The sequence below is a fragment of the Nitrosomonas sp. genome (genome assembly GCF_022842015.1).
Lineage (GTDB): Bacteria > Pseudomonadota > Gammaproteobacteria > Burkholderiales > Nitrosomonadaceae > Nitrosomonas.
On sequence record NZ_JALHQJ010000012.1, the window covers coordinates 1 to 23,925 of the forward strand.

The following is a 23,925-nucleotide window of genomic DNA, read 5'->3' on the forward strand; positions in this document are numbered from 1 at the left end:
GATTGACATAGCTAAAAAGCTGTTGTTGCGAGCGTTCAATTCCGCGCATGATTTATGAGGTGAGTGGGTTCCATCAAATTTTACCCGACTCGGTGGGCTTTTCAACGGCCTGTTAGGCCCAATGCGGCCAAGATGAGAGAAAACTCGCTGATCTGCGCTACAGTCAACCCAGCAAGAAACCCGGTACGTTTGCGATACCCAAGTGTGCCCATGATAACCATGACGATCAGGGGATTGCCAATCAGCACAAATAGTGAGAATACTAAGGATTCCACCATCTGAGCGCCCAATAATCCGAGATTTAGGCGTGCGCCGAGATCGAGAAAGAAAAATAATAGCAGAAAATCACGCAGGCTTACGAGGCGCGCCCCGAGGGCGTCCCGATAGGGTGTGGAAGCTAAAGACACGCCTGCTATGAAAGCACCCACTTCTTTGCTGAAACCTAGCATGTCTCCCAGAGCTGCTAAAGCCACGGCCCAGGCAATACCAAACAGGACCAAGAGTTCTTGTGAACGTGAAAGTGAATGAAGTAATCTTGGCACGTACATAACGTGTAGCAACTCCAACGACTACCAGAAAAAGAATTCCCTTAAACGATATTTCCAGTACTTCGAGGCCTATTGAAGCTCCATCGATACTTGCACTGGCTAAGGCATTGAGCCCGATCATTGTCAATACAACGACTAGATCTTGCACAATCAGGAAGCCAAGTGCGATACGCCCATGCAGCGTGTCCACCTCTCGTTTGTCTGAAAGTAACTTAACGATAATGATTGTGCTGGAAAAAGTCAGAGCGACTGCCACATATAATGCGGTGATCGGCGACATACCAAATGCCACTGCAATAAAATAACCGATAATGCTAGTAAACGTGACTTGACCGAGACCTGTGGCTAATGCCACAGGTCCCATAGTGCGAATAATGTGGAGATCCAGCTTGAGTCCAACGACGAATAGCAATAAGGTAATACCGAGCTTGGCTAATAGATCAATCTGATCATTGGCATTTACCCAGCCCAACGCTGAGGGGCCTGCCAGAATGCCCACTGCAATAAAAGATACTATCAAAGGCTGACGCAAGTGAACGCCCAAAGCGCCCATAGTCACCGCCAATAGCAGCAGTAGTGCCATTTCGGTAAAGATGTCGGGGATTATCTCCATTTAATTGTTTCTATGGTTTTTTGCATGACGATGCAGCCATTTCTCATTACTGACCACATCGCCAAGCCGAATGAAAGCTCATGCAATTATCTCAAATGGTGCATCTACATAATACGAGATTTTATGACATTAAGATGTAAACGAATTTGTTTCTCGGTCTCGATAATGGCAAATAGTGCGACACCAATGCCGATAACCAGCAGTCCATCTAAAATGGGTACTGCTTCTGTAGCAAATATCGTCTGCACGGGTGGAAGATAAGTGATGGTGAATTGCGCTATGGTTACACCGATCACCGTCATCCATACCACTTTCGTGCCACGTACCGCTTTCCAGGTGAGTGATGTCCCGTAGATATTACGGATAAAGAATAGGTGAAAGATTTCCATTACCACCAGCGTATTAACCGCAAGGGTGCGAGCCAGTTCTACGCTGTAGCCCCGATCAATGGCGTAAGCGTAAATTCCATACACACCACATAGAAACAGAATGGACACCAGCACAATGTGCCATACCAGTTCACCACTCAGCAGCGGTTCTCCTCTCGGGCGCGGCGGGCGGCGCATGGTGTTTTCCTCAGTGGGTTCGAAGGCAAGCGCAATGCCCAATGTCACAGCAGTAATTAGATTAATCCATAAAATCTGAATCGGAGTTATCGGTAATGTCATCCCAAGCAGCAGCGCTAAGACGATGGTCATGGATTCACCCGCGTTAGTGGGTAATGTCCAGCTGATGACCTTTTTGATGTTGTCATACACTGTACGTCCTTCGCGTACGGCGCTGGCGATGGAAGCGAAATTATCATCCGCCAGCACCAGCTCCGCTGCTTCCTTGGCCGCTTCGCTACCTTTTCTGCCCATCGCAATGCCTATATCGGCACGTTTTAGTGCAGGTGCATCATTCACGCCATCGCCTGTCATGGCTACCGTCATATGGTGTGATTGCAGTGCCATGACAAGTCGCAATTTATGCTCCGGGCTAGTGCGGGCGAAAATATCGCATATCAATACAGCTTCTTTCAGAGCGGTATCATCCATCTCATCAAGATCAGCTCCGGTTAAAACTTTATCTGGGTTTTGCAGGCCGATTTGTTTGCCGATCGCTGCCGCTGTCTTAGCGTGATCACCGGTAATCATTTTTACACGAATACCGGCAGTGTGACATTCCGCTACAGCTGTAATGGCTTCTGTTCGTGGCGGGTCAATCATTCCAACCATACCAAGCAGCGTGAGTGTGTTCTCGACATCAGAGTGTTCCAGCACCGTATGCTCTGATTTTACGGGTTTGACAGCGAATGCCAGCACGCGCTGACCGAAGGCAGCGATATTGTCCGCCTTGTCTTGCCAATAAATTTGGTTCAGCGGTTCCACATTTCCGTTCCCAGTATTTTGATTGTTACACATGGAAAGAATCCGTTCTGGTGCGCCCTTGATAAAGACAAAAGCGTGGTGTTCATGATCATGATTCAGCGTTGCCATGAAGCGGTGTTTGGCATCAAAAGGAATAGCATCGGTGCGTGTCCAAGCTATTTGCTCTTTGCGAGTTTCAATACCTATTTTGCTTGCAAAGGCGAGCAGAGCGCCCTCCATCGGATCACCCTCCACGATCCATGCGCCCTTACGATCATGTAGTGCCGCATCATTACACAGGGTTGCAGCACGAGCGAGTTCTTCCAGAACAGCATACTCTTTGGAGGAAATTTCCGCATTTTCCAGTAAAATTGTGCCCCGTGGCTCATAACCAATGCCTTCTAACGTGAAGAGATGTTGATGTGTTAGCACGGAGGAAACCATCATCTCATTGCGGGTCAGCGTGCCGGTTTTGTCGGTGCAGATAACCGAGACTGAGCCGATGGTTTCAATTGCGGGCAATCGGCGCACAATGGCATGGCGCTGTGCCATTGATTGCACGCCTACCGCCAGCGTGATGGTCAGCACAGCGGGCAAGCCTTCGGGAATCGCCGCAACGGAAAGCCCTACCACTGCCATGAACATTTCAGTGAATTCATGATGTCCGACAAAATAACCATAGGCCAGCAACACCGAGGCAATCAGCAAAATAAAAATGGTCAGCCACCGGGCGAATGCCCCCATCTGTTTTACCAGCGGTGTGGTCAGTGTTTCCACTCTCGACAGCAATCCGCTGATACGTCCTATCTCAGTGGAGGCGCCTGTGGCCACGACCATACCTTTGCCTTGCCCGGCGGTCACTAACGTGCCGGAAAACGCAATGCAGGAACGATCACCCAGCGGCGCATCGGCGGAAACTGGTGCGATCTGTTTTTGCACCGGTACGGATTCGCCGGTAAGAATAGCTTCTTGTATTTGCAAGCCATGGGTTTTTAGCAGTCGTAAATCAGCGGGAACTTTATCGCCTGCTTCCAGCAGTACAATATCACCGGGCACGAGCTTGTCTCCCTCGATGCTATGACGCTCGTTGTTACGCAGCACTGAGGCATGAGGTGCCAGCATCTGACGAATGGCATCCATTGCCTTTTCTGCTTTTCCCTCCTGTACAAAGCCGATGGTTGCGTTGGCAAGCACTACCGCTAGAATGACGGAAGTATCTATCCAATGATCCAAAGCTGCTGTAATGGCCGCAGAACCGAGCAGCACATAAATCAGGATATTGTGAAATTGCAGCAGGAATCTGATGATGTCGCTATGTTTTGGCGGATCCGGCAACCTGTTAGGGCCATGCGTTTTTATACGCATCTCAGCTTCATCCTGACTCAAACCCGTCGGCGATGCATCCAGCTCGCTCAACGCCAATTCGATAGAGATGTGATGCCATGATGGCTGCAACTTTGGCGTTTTTACTGTTTGCATTATCTACTTCCTGTAATCAAATACATAGGCTAGTGTCAAGGCATGGTATGTTCCATCGCACCTTACACTTAACTGGGCAGATGGAAATCTATATGGCTATTTAACAAGCAGCAGCGGTTTCCCGGCAAGGTGAATGACCTTGCTTGCTACTGATCCAAGCAGTAGGTTCTTGATCGCGCCCATGCCGCGCGTGCCCATCACGATTAAATCACAGTGATGCACTTGCGAGAAGTCGGTAATGACTTCGGCGGGATTGCCACTAAGTACATGCGTATCGAACGGGATCCCGGCACTTTCGAGGCGTGCCTTCGCGGGGGTCAGCAGTGCCCATCCCATTTCTTCATGCGCCTTATTGATACTCAACATGGTTAATACCGGATCTTGGCTCAAGATGAGTTCGTTAATTTGAACCGGCTCGCACACGTTGAGTAGATGCACGTGCAGTTTAGTTGTGTCCAGTGTATTGAGTATTTCATCGATGGCGCGCATCGCATTTTCCGAGCCATCGAAAGCAACCAGTGCAGTAGTCATAGCGAGATCCTTTTTCTTGAAATTATAATTGAGAGGCTTTTGCAAAAGTGTGCTTTTCGATTTGCAACACATTGTATTAAATTAATAAAAATTTCCTGAATTAGGGTTTTGCAAAGGTCTCATTGAATGAATTACAATTTTAACGCAGAGTTCTTTGTGGAACCAACTTATTATTTGCTTTGAGAGTTTGTCGCCAGAGCGGAAAAAATACTTCGAATACAATTGATTGCCGCTCAGGTAACGAATCTCACCGCAAGCGAATAGGAATATGATGCGTACATTAACGCCAGGCTCACGAAAAACTGTTATTGCGCAAAGAAACAGTAGGTAAATCCCTTGAATATGGCGAACGCTCCGACCAATAAATCAAATTGCAAGTGTGAACCATAAATGTAAAGTAGCAAAAAATTGAGCAAACATCATATTTGACGATATTGGCTTTATAAAAATGCCATCGATTTTTTCTAAGATCACTCAGCATGCAGTGTGGAGTGTCGGCCCGCAATTATTGGAATCTGCGACAAGAGATCTTGTGTTCCTGGAGAAAGTTACAATGACATAAAGTCGCACTGGACTCTTGAAGCATGTTAACTTGGGGATAACTTATTATAGAATCACACGATGATATGGCAGAAAAATTACTATAAGGAGCTATTTATGAAAGTTGAAGTTACCGTTGAGTTAGATATAAATCTATATAAAACCAGTATTGCCGACATAAAAAAACTGTTGCAAGAAATGATGGATCCAAAAAAATTCGATGCTTTAGAAGCCATAAGCATAAAGGATATTAAAATAGGAGAGTAGGTTATCTGAGTTATGCTGAATCGGAGTATTTTGGCCAAAAATACGCGAACAATCGTGCTCAGCTTTTACATCAGCAAACTTGCGTAAGAGAGAAAGGCGCGCTGGTTTAAATCAATGAAGTACAGGCTCAACCATACCGGCGTGCCGATGAAGTTGTGTGCAATTTTTAAATCTTGGTCACATAATTTACACTCATTCGCGCGCCATTTGACACAGTACTCTGTTAACAACAAATACTAAATCGGCAGCGGTTCATGTCACTTATTGTGTTTTGGTTGGGAAACATTGATAGACATTGAAGCTGCGCCTTCCGTCATTAATTTCTGAAATGGGAACAATCGTATCGCCCCCCATCAAAGCGGCCTCGTTACGTGCAAGATCCGCAAGTTCATCCGAGACTTTTTCCGTATCACGGTTAAATATTATTTTGCTTTCAACTTTAGCAGTGACTTGCCCTAGTTTTTTGCATGACTCGACTGCTCTGGCAGATTGCACCAAGCGTACGCTTTCGCCATTTGAAGTAACCTTAACCCATGTGCAAGAAGACAGTATTAAACCACCACAAACAGCAATAAGGATTTTTTTCATTAACTGGCCTTTTATTAAAGATATTACTTATATACAACGCAAAGTATTATTCATCAAGCAATGCCGTATATTAAATTTGAGTCGCGCATATCTCTTATTCTCAGCATTAGACTTGTTAAATCTAATACTTCAACCATTTTTTCCGTACAAGATCACGATTTAATGCTAGCCATTGTAGCGCGATGATGGCGCTGGCCGAGTTAATTTTCCCAGACACTAAAAACTGCAGTGCTGTCTCCAGAGTGACGACATGTACTTTGATATCTTCTCCTTCATCTGTTGCACCATGTATACCGCCCGCCAGCGTTGTGTCCGTCCTGCCACAGAATAACGCAATCCGTTCTGTCATGCCTCCCGGACTGGCCAGATAATCATACAATGGAATCAAGTCTGAGATATTGCAATTGGCTTCTTCCATGCTTTCACGCTTGACCACATCTTCAGTTATTTCATCGAGTTCGATAATGCCTGCGACAATCTCCAATAACCACGGACCGTCCGGCGTATCCATGGCGCCAATACGGAATTGTTCGATCAGGACTACTTCGTTTCTGAGCGGGTCATAAGGCAAGACTGCGGCCGCATGACCGCGTTCGAATAATTCGCGCGTGATCGGAGGACTCCATCCGCCATTAAACAGGCGGTGACGGAGACGGTATCGATCTATGCGAAAAAATCCTTTATAACAAACTGTTTTTTCGAGAATCTCTACATCCTTGTGCACCCTCATTTGCTCCTTTGTCTTTCCGGGTAATTTCCAGTAAGTGTATTGCGAGATGGCTGTAGATGTAAACAGTATTGCCCAGTTAATTCTGGTAGGGCACCCTATGCTCGGATTAATGTCTTTATGCCAACGCAATCTTTTCTAAGATACACAGGCTTATTGCATCTGATCCCGGTTGGTTGACTGTCATTTGCGGATAAGATTTTTGTTTGTGATAGCATCGACAGCTAATGCCATCATATTTTAAGAGCAAATTCAGGAGAAATAAGTGAACTCGAAGTCATGTATAGCAATTTGTGAAGCATGCTGATTTTGATGGAATCCAGAGTCTCATAAAATGAAGTGAGGTGATTTTCATCAGCACCTTTCATTTTCATTTCTTTATTATCGTTCCGGTGCGGTTAACTTAGCATCTCGTTCGGATACATGAGGTACGGGATCTTGATCAGGGAGTTACGGTAGGACAGCGTCGTGAGCGGTGCTGTAGCAGTGCACAAGCCTTTTCTGCGGACAAATCCGCTGTCCGTTCCGGTTTTTGCTATCAGACGTAATTTGCGCTTGTGATAATTGGTTTCTTGAAGCAGAATCATCTCCAGTCTCGAGTGGAACTCATTGCTGAACATCAGGCGAAGTATTGTCAACACGTCAATAGTTGATGCGAGAGCCTCGATATTGATAATTTGCTCTGTTTTATCAAATTCTTATTTGTAATGGGTAACTAGATTTTAGGTTAGGGCAACCTTATCAATCTTATTGAAAGAAACAATATGACCACTAATCAAACCATAATTCTTATCATCCTGCTGGTCACAATGGTTATGTTCTTGTGGGGGCGGTGGCGTCACGATATGATCGCAGTGGGTGCGCTGCTTGCTTGTGTGCTTACCGGATTGATTGCGGCAGCAGATGCTTTTACTGGTTTCGGCCACCCAGCGGTGATTAGTGTGGCTTGTATTCTGATACTGAGTCGGAGTTTGCAAACCTCAGGGGCGGTCAATGTGCTAGTCCGCTATACGCTGCCGAAAAATGCTGGTCCGACGTTAAATCTGGTAGCTCTGGTTGGACTGGGCGCAGCACTGTCGGGCTTTATGAACAATGTTGGTGCGATGGCGCTTTTGATGCCGGTAGCAATACAGTTGGCCGAGCGACTTGATCTGCCTCCTGGACGAATACTCATGCCGCTGGCCTTCGGCACTATTTTGGGCGGCATGACGACTATGATCGGGACACCACCCAATCTGATTGTGTCAGGCTTTCGTGCTCAAAGCGGTGATGGCAGCTTTGGCATGTTCGATTTTACGCCGGTTGGTTTGGCGGTAGCCTTGAGTGGGGTGATTTTTATAGCCATTGTCGGCTGGCGACTGGTTCCCATGCGAAAACAAACTGGCATGGAAGGTTTTGAGACAGGGGCTTACATCACTGAAGTGCGCGTGTCGGCCGATAGTAAAGCTGCCGGAATGATCATGCACGAGCTTGAAACTATACTTGATGAACATGCCGCGCAAGTAGTGGGTTTGGTACGAAATGAAGCACATTTAACTGCGCTCCGAGCTGGGTTCAAGATATTGCCTAATGATATTCTGATAATTGAAGCTGAAGTGGAGGTGCTGGCGCACATTTTGTCCAGTCTCGGATTGAGTTTGGAAGAAGCGGATACTCATCAGCGCAATGATAAAGAGAGAAAATACAAAGACGCTAAGGACTTGCAATGGAACAATAACATTAGGATGAGTAATGAAGGTCTTGCTGCTGTGAGATCTGCTGAAGCAGAAGAGGAAAAAGAATCTTCACAAAGCGATGAGATCATTTTGATGGAATTTGTTGTTCGTCCGGAATCAACGATTTCCGGACGATCGGCTGCAGACATGCGGTTACGTACCCGCTATGGACTTAATCTACTAGCGGTATCACGCGAGGGTACGCGCGCTAAGACTAGGCTGAGAACGCTAAAAATTCAACCTGGTGACTTGTTGCTGCTCCAGGGTACTGCAGAAGTGCTGGCTGAGTTTGCAGCGGACTTCGGTTGTGTGCCATTGGCCAATCGCGAGCTGCATATCCCCGATACACGCAAAGCATTAATTGCCGGCGGCATCATGGCTGCGGCAGTCAGCGGTGCAGCTTTTGGTCTGCTGCCAGCGGCCATTTCGTTCGCTATCGGCGTGCTAGCTACTATGGTTTTTCGCATCGTCCCGCCACGAGCGATCTATGACGCAATCGATTGGCCGGTGATTGTCCTGCTCGGAGCACTTATTCCCGTAGCCGGTGTATTAGAATCTACTGGTATGGCTGATCTGGTCGCGCGTTTCATGATCGATAATATTGTGCAGGGTCATGCCATTATGGGACTTTTACTCATTCTAGTTATTACAATGTTTTTATCCGATTTAATGAATAACGCCGCCACTGCAGCCGTGATGTGCCCAATCGCTATTGGTACCGCGACTGCACTTGGAGTGAATGCAGATTCATTTCTGATGGCGGTAGCGATCGGCGCTTCTTGTGCTTTTTTGACGCCGATTGGGCATCAGAATAATACCCTCATACTGGGACCTGGTGGTTTTCGCTTTGGCGACTACTGGCAACTGGGATTACCGATAGAAATATTGGTAGTCATCGTCAGTATTCCTTTGCTGCTGATCTTTTGGCCACTCTGATGCATGTACCTAAACGAGACTAGAGGCTGAACGAATATGACCCTTGAAATTGCATTGGTGCTCGGAATTCTTTTTTCATGTCTTGTTTTATTTGTCACTGAATGGGTGCGCATGGATGTAGTGGCGCTGATGGTGTTATCAAGCCTGGCGATCTTTGGACTGGTATCGCCAGCTGAGGCAGTTAGCGGCTTTAGTAATCCGGCGGTGATCACCGTATGGGCGATGTACATTATGAGCGAGGGACTCACGCGTGCCGGTATTGCCGATCAAATCGGCGGTCTGGTGATGCGCGTAAGCGGACGAAGCGAAGTACGTATCATTACAATTTTTATGATCGCAGCAGGCGTACTGTCAGCTTTTATGAATAATATTGCTGTTGCGGTATTAATGCTGCCGGTGGTAATCGAGGTGGCTCGACGTTCCGCAATTGCACCGTCTCGAGTGTTGATGCCGTTGGCTTACGGCACATTGCTCGGTGGGCTCATGACGCTTATCGGCACTCCTCCGAATCTGCTTGTCAGTAGCGCATTGCGTGAGGCTGGAGAAGCAGAATTTGGTTTCTTTGATTTTGCATTCATCGGGGTGCCGATCTTGCTGATTGGTACTGCTTTTGTCGCGTTGCTGGGTCGTCATTTGCTACCGACAACCGATACTACGAAATTAATTGAGCAGAAACGAAATTTACAGACTGAATACGGATTGCAGGAGCGCATCTTTGTGTTGCAAGTTCCTACTAATGCTCTGCTGATCGGCAAGACGATCGCTGATTCCGGCATGACCTGGGCTGCAGGTCTGGTGATCATTGCACTAACCCGTGCAGGCCGGACAGAAGTGCTGCCCAGGGGAAATACTGTGCTGCAGGCGGGTGATATTTTACTGACTCAGGGTCGCTTTGATCACTTCGAGCGATTACGTAGCTGGAGTACACTCAAGATTGAGCGCGAGGCACCAATCCTGCATGAGAGATTACTGGCCGACAACAAGCTTGCCGAATTGACGGTAGCCAACAATGCTTCCCTAATTGGTAAGCCGTTGCACCACCGCGCATTTCGCGAGCGTTTTGGAGTCAATATATTGGCAATTCGACGCGAAGGAATATTGCGTCGTACACGGCTAGCGGAGATGGTGATCGCTACAGACGATCGTTTATTGGTACAGGGTACGCCACAGGCACTGGCAGCATTGCATGATGTAGCGGAATTTTCCACTGTGGGGCCGGTTACACCCGAGGAAATGCGGGAAGGCTATCAGCTTGATGCACGCCTGTTCGTATTGCATGTGCCGAACGATACGCCATTATCTGGTTCTACATTGGCCGAGAATCAGTTAGGGGATGCTTTTGATTTTCGTTTGCTCGGCATTTTTCGAGATGGTGAGGTGCTGGAGTCACCGGTCTCAGAAGAGGTTATTCAAGCGGGAGATCTGTTGCTGATCCAGGGACGGGAAAGTGATTTGGATATGTTGCGCGGATTGCAGCAACTGGAGCGGCTGGACGATGTATCCCCTTATCTGGATGTATTTGAACAAGGTGAGCTCGATTTAGTCGAGGCAACATTACACCCACATAGTAAATTTGTCGGTCGTCGTGTGGAAGAGCTGCAGTTCGATGAACATTATCAGGTGGAATTAGCCGCCATTTGGCGTGCAGGAAAACCGCATCGATCAAGCCTGCGCACAATGACGCTGCAATCGGGTGATGGGCTGCTCTTTGTCGGGCCAAAAGTACGTTTGGCCGGACTCAATGACATTGAAGATTTATTGATTCTTAATCCGATACAAGTCAAGCCAATCAACACACGTAAGGCGCCGCTTGCCGGCGCGCTGATGCTGTTAGTAGTCGCTGCGGTAATTATGGAATTATTGCCCATTTCGATTGCAGCTATTGCCGGTGCCACGTTGATGGTATTGAGTGGTTGTCTTAGCATGGAACAGGCACACCGCGCAATTGAATGGCGATCAATCTTTCTGATCGCGGGTATGCTGCCGCTTGGCATTGCAATGCAACATACCGGCGCAGCCACTTTGTTAGCTCAAAATATGCTTGATCTACTGGGTCCTGGCGGGCCGTGGGTGGTTATCGCTGGGCTCTATATTATCACTACTCTCGGCGCGCTAATCATGCCGACCGTAGCACTTGTACTCATCATGGCACCAATTGCTTTGACGCTCAGTTCAACGCTAGGTGTATCAGCGCAGACTGTTATGATGGTGGTTGCAATTGCCGCAACCAGTCTCGCTAGCCCGGTGTCACATCCGGCCAATACCCTGGTAATGGGGCCGGGTGGATATCGATTTATTGATTACTTGAAGCTTGGCATCCCGCTCACTTTAGTTGTGTCTCTGGTTACGGTTTTTCTACTGCCAATATTTTGGCCACTGTAGATTCAATAAAATCATCCCAATAACAGTACTGATAAGGCGCTGTTATTGGGGTAAATAATTTATAATGCGGCTTGTTAGGATGATTATGTGCGTCATAATGCGGTTATACCCATATGTTCAAATATAATAGGACCCTATGTAAGTTATTTCATGGTTATGAAATCGGGAGCAAGATGATTCTTGTTCTGGTTCTGAGTTGCACTTTTTCCGTGCAAGCCGCAAGTTCCCTGCATATACAGGATATCATCCAGCAACTTGGTATTTGGCAGCAAGACCTTATAAATTTGGAGCAAGGGAAAGTTGTTTCCTTTCAAATTACCGAGAATGACGAAAAAGAATTGGCTGCCGGTGTTGCTATCTATATTTCGTCAACACCAGCCAAGGTTATCGAGTTTCTCAAGAATCGAGGCATGGCATCGGTGGATACTGAAATTATTTCTCAATCCATTATTTCTCCGCAAGCAACGCTGGATACTTTCAAAGAATTAGATTTTAAGTTGGGTCGTAAAGAGGAAGCTGATCTTTTAGCGGCCAAACCGGGTAGCAAATTTAACCTGTCCACTCAGGAATTCAAGGCTCTTCAAACCTTAAACTCAGCACAGATTGATTTGATATCGCAAACTTACAAAGAGATTTTATTCGATCGATGGCAAATTTATCGTAACAAAGGTTTGAAGGGAATCGCGCCGTATGATCGCGGTGCTGGCAGAGTTTCTGACCCAGGTAAAGAAATGCGTGCTGCCATATTAAACAACAAAGTATTAGTCAATCATTTACCCGAGTTGTATCAGACCTGGCTAAATTATCCCGCCGCCATACCTACAGATGCTGAAGAACGATTTTTCTTGATTAATCGTCAGGTTGAGAGTCGCCCAACGGCGGTTCTGCTGCATCGCATCATATTAGCTGAGGATGCCGGTGGGATAATTCTTTCCCGGCAGTTTTATGTCGGACACTCCTATAATTCAAACCAGCTAATTATTGGTTGTTTACCCTATCGTGGTGGCTCATTGATTTTTTATACCAACCGGACTTTTACTGATCAAGTTGCCGGTTTTGGCGGTAGTTTAAAGCAGTCAATCGGGCGTGAACAAATGCGTCGCAGAATGGATCGGCACTTAATAAATCTAAGAAATGCCTTAAGATGAGAAAGTATGGATGATTGGCAATTTAAGGTGTTAAAGAAACCGCTTACTAAGCATTGTCGTTATTAACATATAACTTGAGGGCTGCACAAAGATTATTGCTTAACTATGTCTGAGAAGGTTTTCTTTCATGCGTATAATTGGTCTTGATGCTGATTCGGCGTGTACTTTCATTCAACACATTGTGCTAGAGTAATTATCAAGAGTTTTATTTGTAAATGAATTCTAAGGTCATCATTCGGAACACCGATGTTAGCGATATCAAGCCACTTATAGATCTGCAGAAAAGAGTCTATCCGACCATTCCTTCCTGGCGCGAAGACTTGTTACGCCACCAGCTTGAGGTTTTTTCACACGGACAACTGGTGGCAGAGATCAATGGCCAGTTGGTCGGTGCAGCCAGTTCGCTAGTGGTGTCGTGGAATGAGTGGGAAGTGCAACATACATGGCAGGAGATCACTGCACGCGGCAGCTTCGATACTCATAATCCGCATGGCTTGACGCTCTATGCTGCCGAGGTTTTTGTCAATTCACAACTGCGAGGTTCTGGGATCGGTCACGCGCTTTATCAAGGGCGGCGGCGTCTATGTCGTAAGTTTAACCTCAAACGCATCATTGCCTGTGGTCGCTTGCCAGGCTATCACCATTATGCTGATCAAATACCAGTTGAGCTTTATGTACAGAAAGTTATATGGGGCGATATTCATGATCCTGTGCTCAGCTTTCAATTGCATGAAGGTTTTAATTACTGCGGTATAGTCAGCGGGTATATTCCAGAGGATCAGGAGAGTCTCGGTTATGCTGCATTAATTGTCTGGCTCAATGCTCGTTACAACAGAAAAAAACCTACACTGATTTCTGAAGGAGATAGCTTATGATAGTACGTATCGCTGCAGTACAATATTTGTTAAGGCCTATCGACGGCTGGGGTGGTTTTGAAAACCAGGTTCGTTTCACTCTTAAGGCTGCTGCCGAATATAAGCCCAATTTCGTCATGCTGCCGGAAATTTTTACCAGTCAATTGTTGTCCTTTCTCGATACCGATAATGATATCAAATCCGCCGTTCGCCGCATGCACGACTATACGCCGCGTTACCTGGATCTAATGGCTGAGTTAGCGAAAAAATATAATTTTTATTTGATTGCTGGTACCCATCCCAATCTACGGGACGGCTTGCTCTATAACACGGCGTTTATGTTTACACCTAACGGCGAAATGTTCACCCAGGACAAGATTCATCGTACCCGTTGGGAAAAAGACAAGTGGGATACTGCTGCTGGCAATAAATTACATCTGTTTCAAACTGACTACGGCGCTATCGCCATCCTCATTTGCTACGACATTGAGTTTCCGGAGCTGGCGCGCCAAGTATGCGAGGCGGGCGCAGATATCCTGTTCGTGCCTTCATCCACCGATGATCGCCAAGGCTATTTGCGTGTGCGCTATTGCGCCCATGCGCGCGCGATCGAGAATCAAGTTTATGTTGCAGTAGCCAGCACTGTAGGCAACCTACCGGTAGAAGGATTGGGCTTAAATTACGGTCAGTCCAGCATCATGACTCCATCTGATTTTCCGTTCTCGCGCGACGGTATCGCGGCAGAAGGAGAAGTTAACCTGGAGCAGGTGGTTATTGCCGATGTCGATCTTGATACGCTGGCGCAAAACCGCATCAACGGTACAACCATTCCTTTATATGACAAACGGCGTGAAGTGTATCAAAATCCAGTGGAGATTGTGACCTCACTGTGCGGTCCCAGAAAATCGTAATCTTTTCTTGAACGGCCTAACTGCTAGCGAAATATAAATCGCGGAATTTGAGTTTTTAGATTACTATTTATCTTAATGTGATCTGCATTAGGATTTATCTGACATCTATCAGAGTTTCTTGGCGGCAGCATGCAAATCTCTTTAAAGATTAGCATCTGGATTCTTCATGTTCTTGTTATATTTACTAATCTTATGGATGTACATAAAGACCGATGCAAAATTTAATTAACAAGCCCATTCATATTCTGGGAATAGGGGGTATTGGTGCAGCGCTTGGCTGGGCGCTGGCACAGCAAGGTTATACCGTGATTCTGGTGGATAGTGACCGTAATAAGGTAGCTGAGGGTAAAAAGCACGGTGTAACGGTAGTTGCATTGGGGGCACAAGTCGTTCCGTTCGTTTCTTTTGATGATTGGATACCGCCGAAGGAAGGATTCATTCTGCTCTGTACCAAAACCTATGACAATCCAAAAGTACTGGCTCGATTACCGGACGATGCTTTCCTGGTCCCGGTGCAAAATGGTTTTGATCCGGAGCTTGATCAACGCAATCATGCATGTGAAGGTATTGCCTCTTTCGTGTCGGAATGTCAGCGTGATCGCCCGATGACACGCATCACCCGGCCTGGCAGTCTGCACATTGGGAAACGGCGCCCCATTACGGATGAAGAGCATGTTGAGATAATATCATTGGTGTTGGCTCTGGGAAAAGCCAAGTTATTTCCTGTTGAATATGTGGCGGATATCCGGCCTTATAAGGCAACCAAGCTTATGTACAATGCCGCCATATCACCACTTGCTGCTGCGGCTGGTGTGGATAATGGAGAATTGTTGACCGATCAATTGGCTAAACTGCTTTTTTTTGCATTGCTGCAAGAGAATTATGCGATTCTTCAAAATGCCAAAATATCCCTTGCCCGCATTGGTCCTTTTCATCCGGATACCGTTTCTTTAATTTTACGCACGCCTTGGTTGCCGGCAGTGATGGCTGTATTTTTTCGCCCATCGTTGCGCGGTACCTACTGCTCTATGGCTCCGGATATGCACGTTCATCATGCGCGTACTGAAATCGATGCGTATACTGGTCACCTGGTTCGGCTTGCAGGAGAATTTCCATGCCCTTTGAATCGCGCCGTGCTTGCGCTCATTATGAAGATCACCGCTGAAGATCTGAAACCACAGTATCAACATTTACAACATTTGATAGACTATTTGCCCGAAGGGATTCGCTCTTGATTTTAGTCACAGGTGGCGCTGGTTTTCTGGGTTCACATTTAGTCGCTCAATTACTGGGTGCGGGTCAATCAGTTCGTGTCCTGGAACGACCGGGAGCTGGCGTTGCTCATCTGCCACTGAATCAAATCGAGTTGATCAGCGCCGACATTCGTGACGAGCATGCGGTTAAAAAGGCTACTCGTGATTGTGAGTACGTTTATCATTTGGCTGCAGACCCTAATCTCTGGCGCCGTGACCGACGAGAATTCGATAGTATTAATCGTCTTGGTACGCTTCACGTCATGCGTGCTGCACTTGAAAGCGGCGCAAAACGAATATTGTATACCAGCACCGAAAGCATTTTGACATCCCGTAATCCTAAGGGAGGCGCTGTTGAAACACTTCGGTTCAAGGCAAGCGATATGCTGGGTCCGTATTGTCTTAGCAAGTTTCTAGCGGAAGAAGAAGTTTTTAAGATGGCGTCAGAAGGCGCTCCTATTGTCGTGGTGAGTCCCACCTTGCCAGTAGGACCCGGAGATCGACTGCAAACGCCGCCAACTAGACTGTCGTTAGCATTTTGCAGAGGAGAACTGCCAGCCTTTCTGGATTGCCAATTTAATCTCATTGATGCGAGAGACGTGGCAACCGGTATGATTGCGGCAATGGAGAAAGGTAGAACGGGAATTCGTTATTTACTGGGAGCAGAGAATCTTTTACTTTCAGATTGGTTACGTATTCTAAGCAAGGAGACAGGTCAACCTTTGCCGCGCTGGCGAATTCCTTATCTGCTCGCCCTCTTTGCTGCAGGTATCAGTGAAACATGGGCCGACCATGTCAGCGGCAAAATGCCGTTAGCCACGCTAACCGGGGTGCGCCTGACTCGCCGCAGCATGTTTTTTGATCCCTCTGTCAGCCTGAATGAACTCGGATTGCAGCCACGCCCTATAGATGTGGCTGCTCATGATGCCATAACTTGGTATCGCTCCCAGGGTTGGCTCTAGTTAGCAACGAAAATTGTACCCGCTGTGTTGTGGAATCGGGTTAGAATTAATTGAAAATTGATGTGTTGTCAGTAATTAAAATACTCGCAAGTAAGTGTCATGATTTCTTGTCAGGTCAACAGAGTCGTGGCAAATTTCCGGTTTTGTCCACACCATGTGATAAATCAAATAGAATTAATAGCGCTGAGGATATTTCTAATATTTGATCGAATCTTCAAATCAAGTTTTCAGTTTTCCGCTGATCATTTTTATATCCGAATCTGGATACTTATCTTGCTACTCCTTATCCTTAATCCAGGCATCGTTACAGCGCAGGAAGCACAGAGTGCTGCAAAGAATCCGACAATAATTATTTTGTCGGCACCTGATAGCGTCAAAGAATTTCTTGTTAAATATTTTAAGCTTCCATCAGAACCTTTTGCTGATGATGCTGCTGAAGAAATATTTTTGTATCGTGCGCAAAAAGAAATCCGCGATTTATTGGCAACCGAAGGTTATTTTTCTCCATCGATTTCAGTGCTGCATCAAATTCAGGATAATGTTGCTATACCTGAAATCAAAATTGATCCTGGCGCATTGACGCGTATTGGCAAGGTTTTGATTGCATTTCAAGGCGAAGTTACTCGCGAAGAAACAAAATACCAGGAGCGTATCGAGCAACTCCGTGCCACATGGCCGCTAAAAGCAGGCTTGCCTTTTCGTTCTTCCGATTGGGAGAAAGCAAAAGCGACTTTGTTATCGCAGGTAACAGAAGAAGAATTTGCTGCGGCACATATTGTGAGCAGTCAGGCCACTGTTGACCCTGATAATGCGCGCGCAGATCTTTCTGTCATCATCGATTCCGGGCCTGTTTTTTACTTGGGTGAAATAGAGATTACTGGACTGGAGCGGTTTGATTCCACATTAATCACTAACCTTGCTCCTTTTAAAGCGGGCGACATTTATCGACGAGATGTATTGCATCTTTATCAAATTACGCTGCAGAAAGGGCCACAATTTAGTTCTGTTTCGGTCAGTGTTACACCGGATGTCGCGCAACATCAATTCGTACCCGTTCAAGTTATGTTAACGGAAGCTCAATCACAGCGTTTTGCCTTTGGCGTCGGTTACAGCTCAAATAATGGCGCACGCGGCGAGATCAATTACCGCAATCACAATTTCATGGATCGCGCCTGGAATTTAGCCAGTATGCTGCGTCTGGAACAAAAGCGGCAAACTTTCTTTGCCGGGATTGATACCTTGCCTGATCAGAATAATGTCAATTATTCGCTGGGTGCCAGTCTGCAAATGACGGATATTGAGAGACTGAAGACTATTGAAGAAAAAGTTAGTGTCACGCGCAATTACCAAACACAAAAAATTCAAATGCAGTTTGGTTTGAATTGGCATCATGAAAACAAAAAGCCTGACGGTGCAATTAACCAGATTAATGAAGCATTAGTTCTCGATTGGCGTTGGAGGCGTCAGGTTGTTGATGATCCGGTTAATATCCGGCGTGGTGACGTAACTGAGTTGCGTGTCGGCGGCGGTAGTCAGCTGCTTTTGTCGGATCAGAATTTTCTTCGTACCTATGCACGACATCAGACTTGGTGGCCGATTGGTTCTAAGGATGTCTTTTTTTTGCGTGCCGAAGTTGGCTATACGTTAGCCTCGTCACGCTTTGGCATTCCGCAGGAATATCTATTCCGTGCCGGGGGAATTCAATCGCTGCGCGGGTATGATTTTAAAGGCATAGGCGTGCAAGAAGGCAATGCGGTTGTGGGCGGTCTTGTTATGGTCACAGGTACCGCTGAATATACGCATTGGTTAACGCAGCAGTGGGGTGCTGCCGCTTTTGCAGACATCGGTGGTGCTGAGGATAGCTGGCAAAAGATTCACTCTTTTTTAGGCTATGGTGCTGGTATTCGCTGGCGCAGTCCGGCGGGGCCGATCGCACTTGATTTGGCTCGGGGGCATGAAACCGGTTCGCTACGCGTGCACTTTTCAATGGCTGTGGCATTCTGAGTAGCGTATATGACCAATCCATCCGTTGACAATCAGATGCCGGATAGTCGCCAATATCGGCTTAGATGGTTTGCAGGCGCAATATCTGTGATGCTGATTCTTGTTTTGCTTACGGGATATTGGCTTGTGAATAGTCAAGCCGGGCTGCAATGGGCTTTTTCCGTCATTCAGCGGTTAAGTTCCGGTGCGATCCATTTTGTCGATGTTCGAGGAACACTACAGGACATGCGGATTGAGAATGCCTATTTTGCTGCCGATGAATTTGAGATGGAAGTGCAAAATATCCGTATCGTTTGGAGCCCAAGTGAATTATTTCACAAGCAGATAACGATTGATCAGTTGGCGGTGGGAACATTAAAAATTCGTCAATTGACTTCCGGAAAAGATTCTTCGCCCAGTACATTACCCGAAAGTTTGGATTTTCCATTCGCATTGTCGATTCGTGGGTTGACGATCAATTCGATGTATCTAGCTACGGTAGAAAATGAAGACGCCGAACCCATCATAACCAATCTTGCATTGGCATTGGAAAGTGATGGTCATGCTCATCAACTGAAGCACCTCGATTTCCATACCCCATGGGTTTCTGTCAAGGCATTGGCAGAATTTAACGGCGATTCTCCATTTGACTTGTCAGCGCAAATCGGTTTGTCGGGTGCTGATCCGTGGGGTGATACCCAGGTGGTCATTGCAGGCAGCCTGGAACACATGAACATCCAAGTCAATGCGGAACAGTCAGAGATCACAAGAGATTTGCAGATACATTTACACCCTTTTGCAGACAATCCGGTAATACAGCTGGATGCAAGTATCGAACAACTGAATCCCGCTAGTTTTATTCCTGCAGCACCCAATGCCAATCTTTCGCTATCCGCGCATTTTACGCAAAATGATTCCGGGCAACTGGAGGGTAATGTGCGGATCGAGAATCATGCGGCGGCTGCATACAATGCCGGCGGTCTTCCTTTGACCATGTTCAGTACGCAAGCATCAATTAGTTCAGAATCTTTGCGATTGCAGGATATTCACGCGAAAATCGATGATGACGGGTTTCTTCGCGGCGATTTAATTTGGCGTTGGGAGGAACAGTTCGTATCAGCCGATGTGTTCGTCGAACGGTTAAATCCATATCATATTGATAGCCGCCTGCAAGCGGCACAAATTTCCGGCAAAATTGGCTTGTCCGGTAATCCACAAAAACAATCTGCGCGTATTCATCTCAAAGATAAATCGGTCAGTTTTGCGGCTGCTATCGCGCGGTCTGGCGAGAATGTCACGCTTGAACAATTTAATCTGCAACGCAACAAATCTCAATTAACCGGACAAGGAAAGCTTACACTGGGTCATGAACAATTGTTTGAACTATCAGGTGAGCTGGCAAGTTTTAATATTGCGGATTTTATCCAGATGACGGATTCAAATCTAAATGCAACGCTTCAACTATCGGGGCAATTGTCGCCACAAATCTCTGGTGCATTAAAATATACGATCCAAAATAGCCGCTTAGCGAAGTCTCCGGTAAGCGGTTTCGGTGAAATCGTATTTAACGGTTTTGATGCATTTGACGGTAAAGCTGAGTTAAAAGCGGGATCCAATCATTTGCTGGTACAGGGGGGTCTTGGTAAGACGGGAGATGTATTTCATCTGAATCTCACCGCACCGGATTTGGCGCAACTAGGAATCGGATTGGCGGGTGACTTACAAGCAAGCGTGAATTTTAGCGGCAGCCTTGAAGTGCCTGATTTTGCTTTGAAGCTTGCCAGTAAGCATTTGCGTTTGCACGAAAATCAAAGTATTGCAGGCATTGCGGCTGATGCACGTTTACAAAATGATGCAATTTCATTGAAAGTTTCGGTTGATCATTATGAGGCAGATGAAAAAGCTGCCATCAAACATCTGACGATCGATACCCAGGGAAAAATTTCGAACCACATCTTCTCGGTTAAAGCACAGATCAATGAGGATGTTACCTTCCGGCTGGCAGCAGCAGGTGGAGTGAATCCTAAATTGCCTTGGCAATCGTTGCGCTGGAAGGGTCAGCTTACTGAATTTTCGACTACCGGCAAAATACCAATATACTTGCTATCACCCGCAGCATTCTCAGGCAGTGCCCAATTGATTTCTTTAGATCAGGCTAGATTCTCCATATCGAGTGGATTTATCAACATTGATCAATTGCATTGGACACCGAAGGACTGGAAGACTCAGGGCGACTTTTCCGGTGTTATTTTACTTCCTGGTTTGCAGCAAGTTGTCAATCAACCCCATTTACAATTGGGTGGCTACTGGAATTTTGTTTCTGCTGCACAATTAACGGGTAACTTGAAAATCTTTCGGGAACAAGGTGACTGGTATTTGCCCGGCGAAGTGCCGCAGCCATTAGGTTTAAAAAAATTGCAGTTGATGGTGACTGCTGCACAGGGAAAATTAATGAGTGCGTTCGAATTCTTCAGCCAATCTATCGGTTCCGCCACAGCTGATTTGACAATACCAATTAAACCATCCGATTCCAATTGGTCTATTTCCCGTGATTCAGCACTACACGGTAAGGTGAATGTGGATGTCAGTACCCTAAAGTGGCTTGATGTCATGCTTGGCGATAGCATCAATACAGACGGGAATATTCAGATTCATGCCGATATTCAAGGTACGCTGAAGCGGCCGGATTTCAGTGGAACAGTATCCGCTAAAGAATTGAGCGTGGCATTACTGGATCAGGGAATCAATTTGCAGCAAGGTACGCTGGCGGCAAGATTTCAGCAAACGGATTTAAAGATTGATCGGCTCCATTTTGTTGCTCCTCATGAAGCTCCTCCGGACGAGCGCCTGTTTGATGATTTCAGAGCGAATGAGATGCTGGGATCGCTAACAATTGCCGGTAATATTGGGCTTGTTGGTAATGAAAGTCAGATAGAATTTATAATCAATCAACTACCGCTGGGGCATAAAGCAGAGTACTGGGTAGTCGCATCCGGTTCTGGAGAAACTAGGTTTCAGCACAATCGCTTGCGTGTGAAAGGAGATTTATCGGCTGATGCTGGTTTATTGCTTCAACCGCAAGAAGGTCGCCCGGAGTTGTCAGAAGACATAGTTTTTGTAAACGCCCCAGAACAAGCTGGGCAAAAATTGTCGGTACTTTTAAACATGAGCCTCAATTTAGGTGAGAAATTTCACATCCGAGCAGCCGGTCTGGAAGGTCGCCTGACAGGCCAATTGCAAGTGCAGAGTGATAAAAGCAATAAGTTAAAACTCAACGGCACCATCGCGACACAAGATACCTCGTTTAAAGCTTACGGTCAGAATCTCTCGGTAAAACGTGGTATTGTTAGTTTTCAAGGCCCATTGGATGATCCAGGATTGAATATTCTGGCAGTTCGGGAGGATTTGGCGGTTGAAGCCGGTGTTGAAATTATGGGCTCAGTGCGTCATCCGCGCGTGAAATTGATATCGACCCCAGATGTTCCCGATACCGAGAAGCTTTCATGGATCGTGCTGGGAAGAAAACCAGATGCGAGTGGTTTAGATACATCAGTCTTGCTGGCAGCTGCCGAATCGGTATTAGGCGGCCAATCTGGGGGAGGAATTACGGAAAAAATCAGTACTGCCTTGGGTGTTGATGAAATCTCGTTCAGACAAGCTGGTGTCGGCAGTTCATTGAGTGGACAAATTGGTGTAGTTGGGAAACGCATTTCATCGCGTGCGTATCTGAGCTATGAACGAGGATTGAACGCAACTACAATGGGCATCACAAAATTGACCTACAATCTTATGCCTAAAGTGACTGTTGTCACCCAAGCAGGTGAGGACAGCGCAATTGATCTATTTTATACGATCCAGTTTGATTGAGCTGATTGCCCTGATTATTAATGGCTAAACTTTATGATTTTCGTCGATTTCTTCAAGGCTGTTCCAGATACAAAGTTATGGACATTGATTTTTTATCATTCCCCTGGCTGTAGAGTGACGGGTACTTCGATGGTTTCATTTTTTCGCAATACCGTGATCTTGATGGTATCGCCGACCTTATAGTTATCAATACGAGCGAGTAATTTGTCGACTGAATCAATGGGTTTGTCCTCGACGGCTACAATAATATCGTTCGCGATGATACTGCCTTCCGGCGTGATCGTTGCGCCCTGAAGTCCGGCTGTATCTGCTGCGGATCCCGGACTTATGCTCAAAATAACAACACCGGCTAGTTTCAGATGCTGGGTCAGGCGGTCATTGAGTTTGCTGTCGACTGTAATGCCCATCGCCGGGCGGATGTATTTGCCGCGACTGATGATTTGTGGAACCACGCGGTTGACGGTGTCGACTGGTACAGCAAAACCAATCCCGGCACTGGCGCCACTGGGGCTATAGATGGCGGTATTGATGCCAATCAGGCGACCTGCCGAGTCCAGCAGAGGCCCGCCGGAGTTGCCCGGATTGATGGCAGCGTCAGTCTGAATCAGATCGTCGATAGTGCGGCCGTCACCGCCAGGAAGTGATCGGTCCAGCGCAGAAACAATACCAGTAGTCAAGGTCCAATCCAGGCCGAAAGGATTGCCGATTGCGAATACTTTTTGTCCAACTTTGAGATCATGGCTGGTACCCAAGGGAACCGGGGTCGGCCTTTGGAAACCGATACCTATTCGCAAGACTGCGATATCATGCGCCGGGCTTGCACCTACCAGTGAAGCCTTGTAATCGCGTCCATCGGCCAGACGCACGGTAGCTTCGCTGGCACCCTTGATGACATGGAGATTAGTAATGATGTGACCATGGTCATCCCAAATAAAGCCTGAGCCAGTTCCGCTAGGAACCGAGAAGATATTGCGCGTCCAGGCATCCATTACGCGTTGGCGGGTAGTGATAAATACCACTGATACGCGTGAGTTTTCAAATAATTCGATCGTGCTTTTCTCGTCTTCAGCCAGATTGCCACGTGCTTGGACTACCCGTGGTTCAGCGCTTTGGTGTTTGTTGTCAGCAGAAAAATAGCCAGGCTGAAGTACATCTGGAAAATAATGGTACAGAAAGCTGTGAGAAAACAGTACCAGCAATACGATGATCAATGAGATCCAGATAAAGCGAGGCAGTGTGGGCATGAATGGTTGCTCCTGTGGTTTTTTATTC

General features: G+C 46.6%; 17 protein-coding genes. 10 read left to right on the forward strand and 7 right to left on the reverse strand.

Annotated elements, in window-relative coordinates; translation table 11 throughout:
* Nucleotides 1–101 precede the first annotated feature (101 nt).
* The 4 genes from Q0C11_RS03475 to Q0C11_RS03490 form a co-directional block, all read right to left on the reverse strand.
* A complete protein-coding gene (locus tag Q0C11_RS03475; RefSeq protein WP_367273727.1) occupies nucleotides 102–458 on the reverse strand; it encodes a cation:proton antiporter in 357 nt (118 codons plus the stop codon).
* Nucleotides 346–1,161, reverse strand: coding sequence for a cation:proton antiporter (locus tag Q0C11_RS03480; RefSeq protein ID WP_367273726.1), 816 nt, complete (start codon nucleotides 1,159–1,161; stop codon nucleotides 346–348). The genes Q0C11_RS03475 and Q0C11_RS03480 overlap by 113 nt, the downstream gene beginning before the upstream one ends.
* Nucleotides 1,162–1,265: 104 nt before the next feature.
* Nucleotides 1,266–3,989, reverse strand: a complete 2,724-nt coding sequence (locus tag Q0C11_RS03485; RefSeq protein WP_293005776.1) for a cation-transporting P-type ATPase — start codon at nucleotides 3,987–3,989, stop codon at nucleotides 1,266–1,268.
* Between the two features lie 96 nt (nucleotides 3,990–4,085).
* The gene (locus Q0C11_RS03490) at nucleotides 4,086–4,520 is read right to left on the reverse strand and encodes a universal stress protein (RefSeq protein ID WP_293005778.1); all 435 of its coding nucleotides are present in this window, start codon (nucleotides 4,518–4,520) and stop codon (nucleotides 4,086–4,088) included.
* A 657-nt stretch (nucleotides 4,521–5,177) separates the two neighbouring features.
* On the opposite strand from Q0C11_RS03490, the gene Q0C11_RS03495 reads away from it, so the two are divergent.
* Entirely contained in the window at nucleotides 5,178–5,327 is a 150-nt protein-coding gene (locus Q0C11_RS03495) for a hypothetical protein (RefSeq protein ID WP_292919591.1), read from the forward strand.
* 261 nt (nucleotides 5,328–5,588) lie between these two features.
* Here the strand turns inward: Q0C11_RS03495 and Q0C11_RS03500 are convergent, their stop codons facing one another.
* Nucleotides 5,589–5,915 (reverse strand): DUF4156 domain-containing protein, encoded by a 327-nt coding sequence (locus tag Q0C11_RS03500; protein ID WP_293005780.1) that lies wholly within the window; start codon nucleotides 5,913–5,915, stop codon nucleotides 5,589–5,591.
* Nucleotides 5,916–6,036: 121 nt separating this feature from the next.
* On the reverse strand, nucleotides 6,037–6,645 hold the full coding sequence (nudF, locus tag Q0C11_RS03505; RefSeq protein ID WP_293005782.1) for an ADP-ribose diphosphatase: 609 nt from the start codon (nucleotides 6,643–6,645) through the stop codon (nucleotides 6,037–6,039).
* A gap of 761 nt (nucleotides 6,646–7,406) precedes the next feature.
* On the opposite strand from nudF, the gene Q0C11_RS03510 reads away from it, so the two are divergent.
* From Q0C11_RS03510 to Q0C11_RS03550, 9 genes are all read left to right on the forward strand, one after another.
* Entirely contained in the window at nucleotides 7,407–9,293 is a 1,887-nt protein-coding gene (locus tag Q0C11_RS03510) for an SLC13 family permease (RefSeq protein WP_293005784.1), read from the forward strand.
* Nucleotides 9,294–9,329: 36 nt separating this feature from the next.
* Nucleotides 9,330–11,675 carry an SLC13 family permease gene (locus Q0C11_RS03515; RefSeq protein WP_293005786.1) on the forward strand — a complete coding sequence of 782 codons (2,346 nt, stop codon included), beginning with the start codon at nucleotides 9,330–9,332 and terminating at the stop codon, nucleotides 11,673–11,675.
* A gap of 173 nt (nucleotides 11,676–11,848) precedes the next feature.
* Nucleotides 11,849–12,823: a hypothetical protein gene (locus tag Q0C11_RS03520; protein WP_293005788.1), complete on the forward strand. Its 975-nt coding sequence runs from the start codon at nucleotides 11,849–11,851 to the stop codon at nucleotides 12,821–12,823.
* Nucleotides 12,824–13,038: 215 nt separating this feature from the next.
* Nucleotides 13,039–13,698, forward strand: a complete 660-nt coding sequence (locus Q0C11_RS03525) for a GNAT family N-acetyltransferase (protein WP_293005790.1) — start codon at nucleotides 13,039–13,041, stop codon at nucleotides 13,696–13,698.
* The gene (locus Q0C11_RS03530) at nucleotides 13,695–14,588 is read left to right on the forward strand and encodes a carbon-nitrogen hydrolase family protein (RefSeq protein ID WP_293005792.1); all 894 of its coding nucleotides are present in this window, start codon (nucleotides 13,695–13,697) and stop codon (nucleotides 14,586–14,588) included. The genes Q0C11_RS03525 and Q0C11_RS03530 overlap by 4 nt, the downstream gene beginning before the upstream one ends.
* A 212-nt stretch (nucleotides 14,589–14,800) precedes the next feature.
* Nucleotides 14,801–15,823 carry a ketopantoate reductase C-terminal domain-containing protein gene (locus Q0C11_RS03535; RefSeq protein WP_293005794.1) on the forward strand — a complete coding sequence of 341 codons (1,023 nt, stop codon included), beginning with the start codon at nucleotides 14,801–14,803 and terminating at the stop codon, nucleotides 15,821–15,823.
* Nucleotides 15,820–16,803 carry an NAD-dependent epimerase/dehydratase family protein gene (locus tag Q0C11_RS03540; RefSeq protein ID WP_293005795.1) on the forward strand — a complete coding sequence of 328 codons (984 nt, stop codon included), beginning with the start codon at nucleotides 15,820–15,822 and terminating at the stop codon, nucleotides 16,801–16,803. The genes Q0C11_RS03535 and Q0C11_RS03540 overlap by 4 nt, the downstream gene beginning before the upstream one ends.
* Nucleotides 16,804–17,076: 273 nt before the next feature.
* A complete protein-coding gene (locus Q0C11_RS03545) occupies nucleotides 17,077–18,807 on the forward strand; it encodes an autotransporter assembly complex family protein (RefSeq protein ID WP_293005797.1) in 1,731 nt (576 codons plus the stop codon).
* Nucleotides 18,808–18,816: 9 nt separating this feature from the next.
* On the forward strand, nucleotides 18,817–22,653 hold the full coding sequence (locus tag Q0C11_RS03550; protein ID WP_293005799.1) for a translocation/assembly module TamB domain-containing protein: 3,837 nt from the start codon (nucleotides 18,817–18,819) through the stop codon (nucleotides 22,651–22,653).
* 95 nt (nucleotides 22,654–22,748) lie between these two features.
* On the opposite strand, the gene Q0C11_RS03555 is transcribed toward Q0C11_RS03550, so the two are convergent.
* Nucleotides 22,749–23,897, reverse strand: coding sequence for a trypsin-like peptidase domain-containing protein (locus Q0C11_RS03555; protein ID WP_293005801.1), 1,149 nt, complete (start codon nucleotides 23,895–23,897; stop codon nucleotides 22,749–22,751).
* Nucleotides 23,898–23,925 lie beyond the last annotated feature (28 nt).

Coding starts and splice junctions, on each gene's coding strand:
- Q0C11_RS03480 (WP_367273726.1), bottom strand. CDS start 1,161: ATGGAGATAATCCCCGACATCTTTACCGAAATGGCACTACTGCTGCTA.
- Q0C11_RS03485 (WP_293005776.1), bottom strand. CDS start 3,989: ATGCAAACAGTAAAAACGCCAAAGTTGCAGCCATCATGGCATCACATC.
- Q0C11_RS03490 (WP_293005778.1), bottom strand. CDS start 4,520: ATGACTACTGCACTGGTTGCTTTCGATGGCTCGGAAAATGCGATGCGC.
- Q0C11_RS03495 (WP_292919591.1), top strand. CDS start 5,178: ATGAAAGTTGAAGTTACCGTTGAGTTAGATATAAATCTATATAAAACC.
- Q0C11_RS03500 (WP_293005780.1), bottom strand. CDS start 5,915: ATGAAAAAAATCCTTATTGCTGTTTGTGGTGGTTTAATACTGTCTTCT.
- nudF (WP_293005782.1), bottom strand. CDS start 6,645: ATGAGGGTGCACAAGGATGTAGAGATTCTCGAAAAAACAGTTTGTTAT.
- Q0C11_RS03510 (WP_293005784.1), top strand. CDS start 7,407: ATGACCACTAATCAAACCATAATTCTTATCATCCTGCTGGTCACAATG.
- Q0C11_RS03515 (WP_293005786.1), top strand. CDS start 9,330: ATGACCCTTGAAATTGCATTGGTGCTCGGAATTCTTTTTTCATGTCTT.
- Q0C11_RS03520 (WP_293005788.1), top strand. CDS start 11,849: ATGATTCTTGTTCTGGTTCTGAGTTGCACTTTTTCCGTGCAAGCCGCA.
- Q0C11_RS03525 (WP_293005790.1), top strand. CDS start 13,039: ATGAATTCTAAGGTCATCATTCGGAACACCGATGTTAGCGATATCAAG.
- Q0C11_RS03530 (WP_293005792.1), top strand. CDS start 13,695: ATGATAGTACGTATCGCTGCAGTACAATATTTGTTAAGGCCTATCGAC.
- Q0C11_RS03535 (WP_293005794.1), top strand. CDS start 14,801: ATGCAAAATTTAATTAACAAGCCCATTCATATTCTGGGAATAGGGGGT.
- Q0C11_RS03550 (WP_293005799.1), top strand. CDS start 18,817: ATGACCAATCCATCCGTTGACAATCAGATGCCGGATAGTCGCCAATAT.
- Q0C11_RS03555 (WP_293005801.1), bottom strand. CDS start 23,897: ATGCCCACACTGCCTCGCTTTATCTGGATCTCATTGATCATCGTATTG.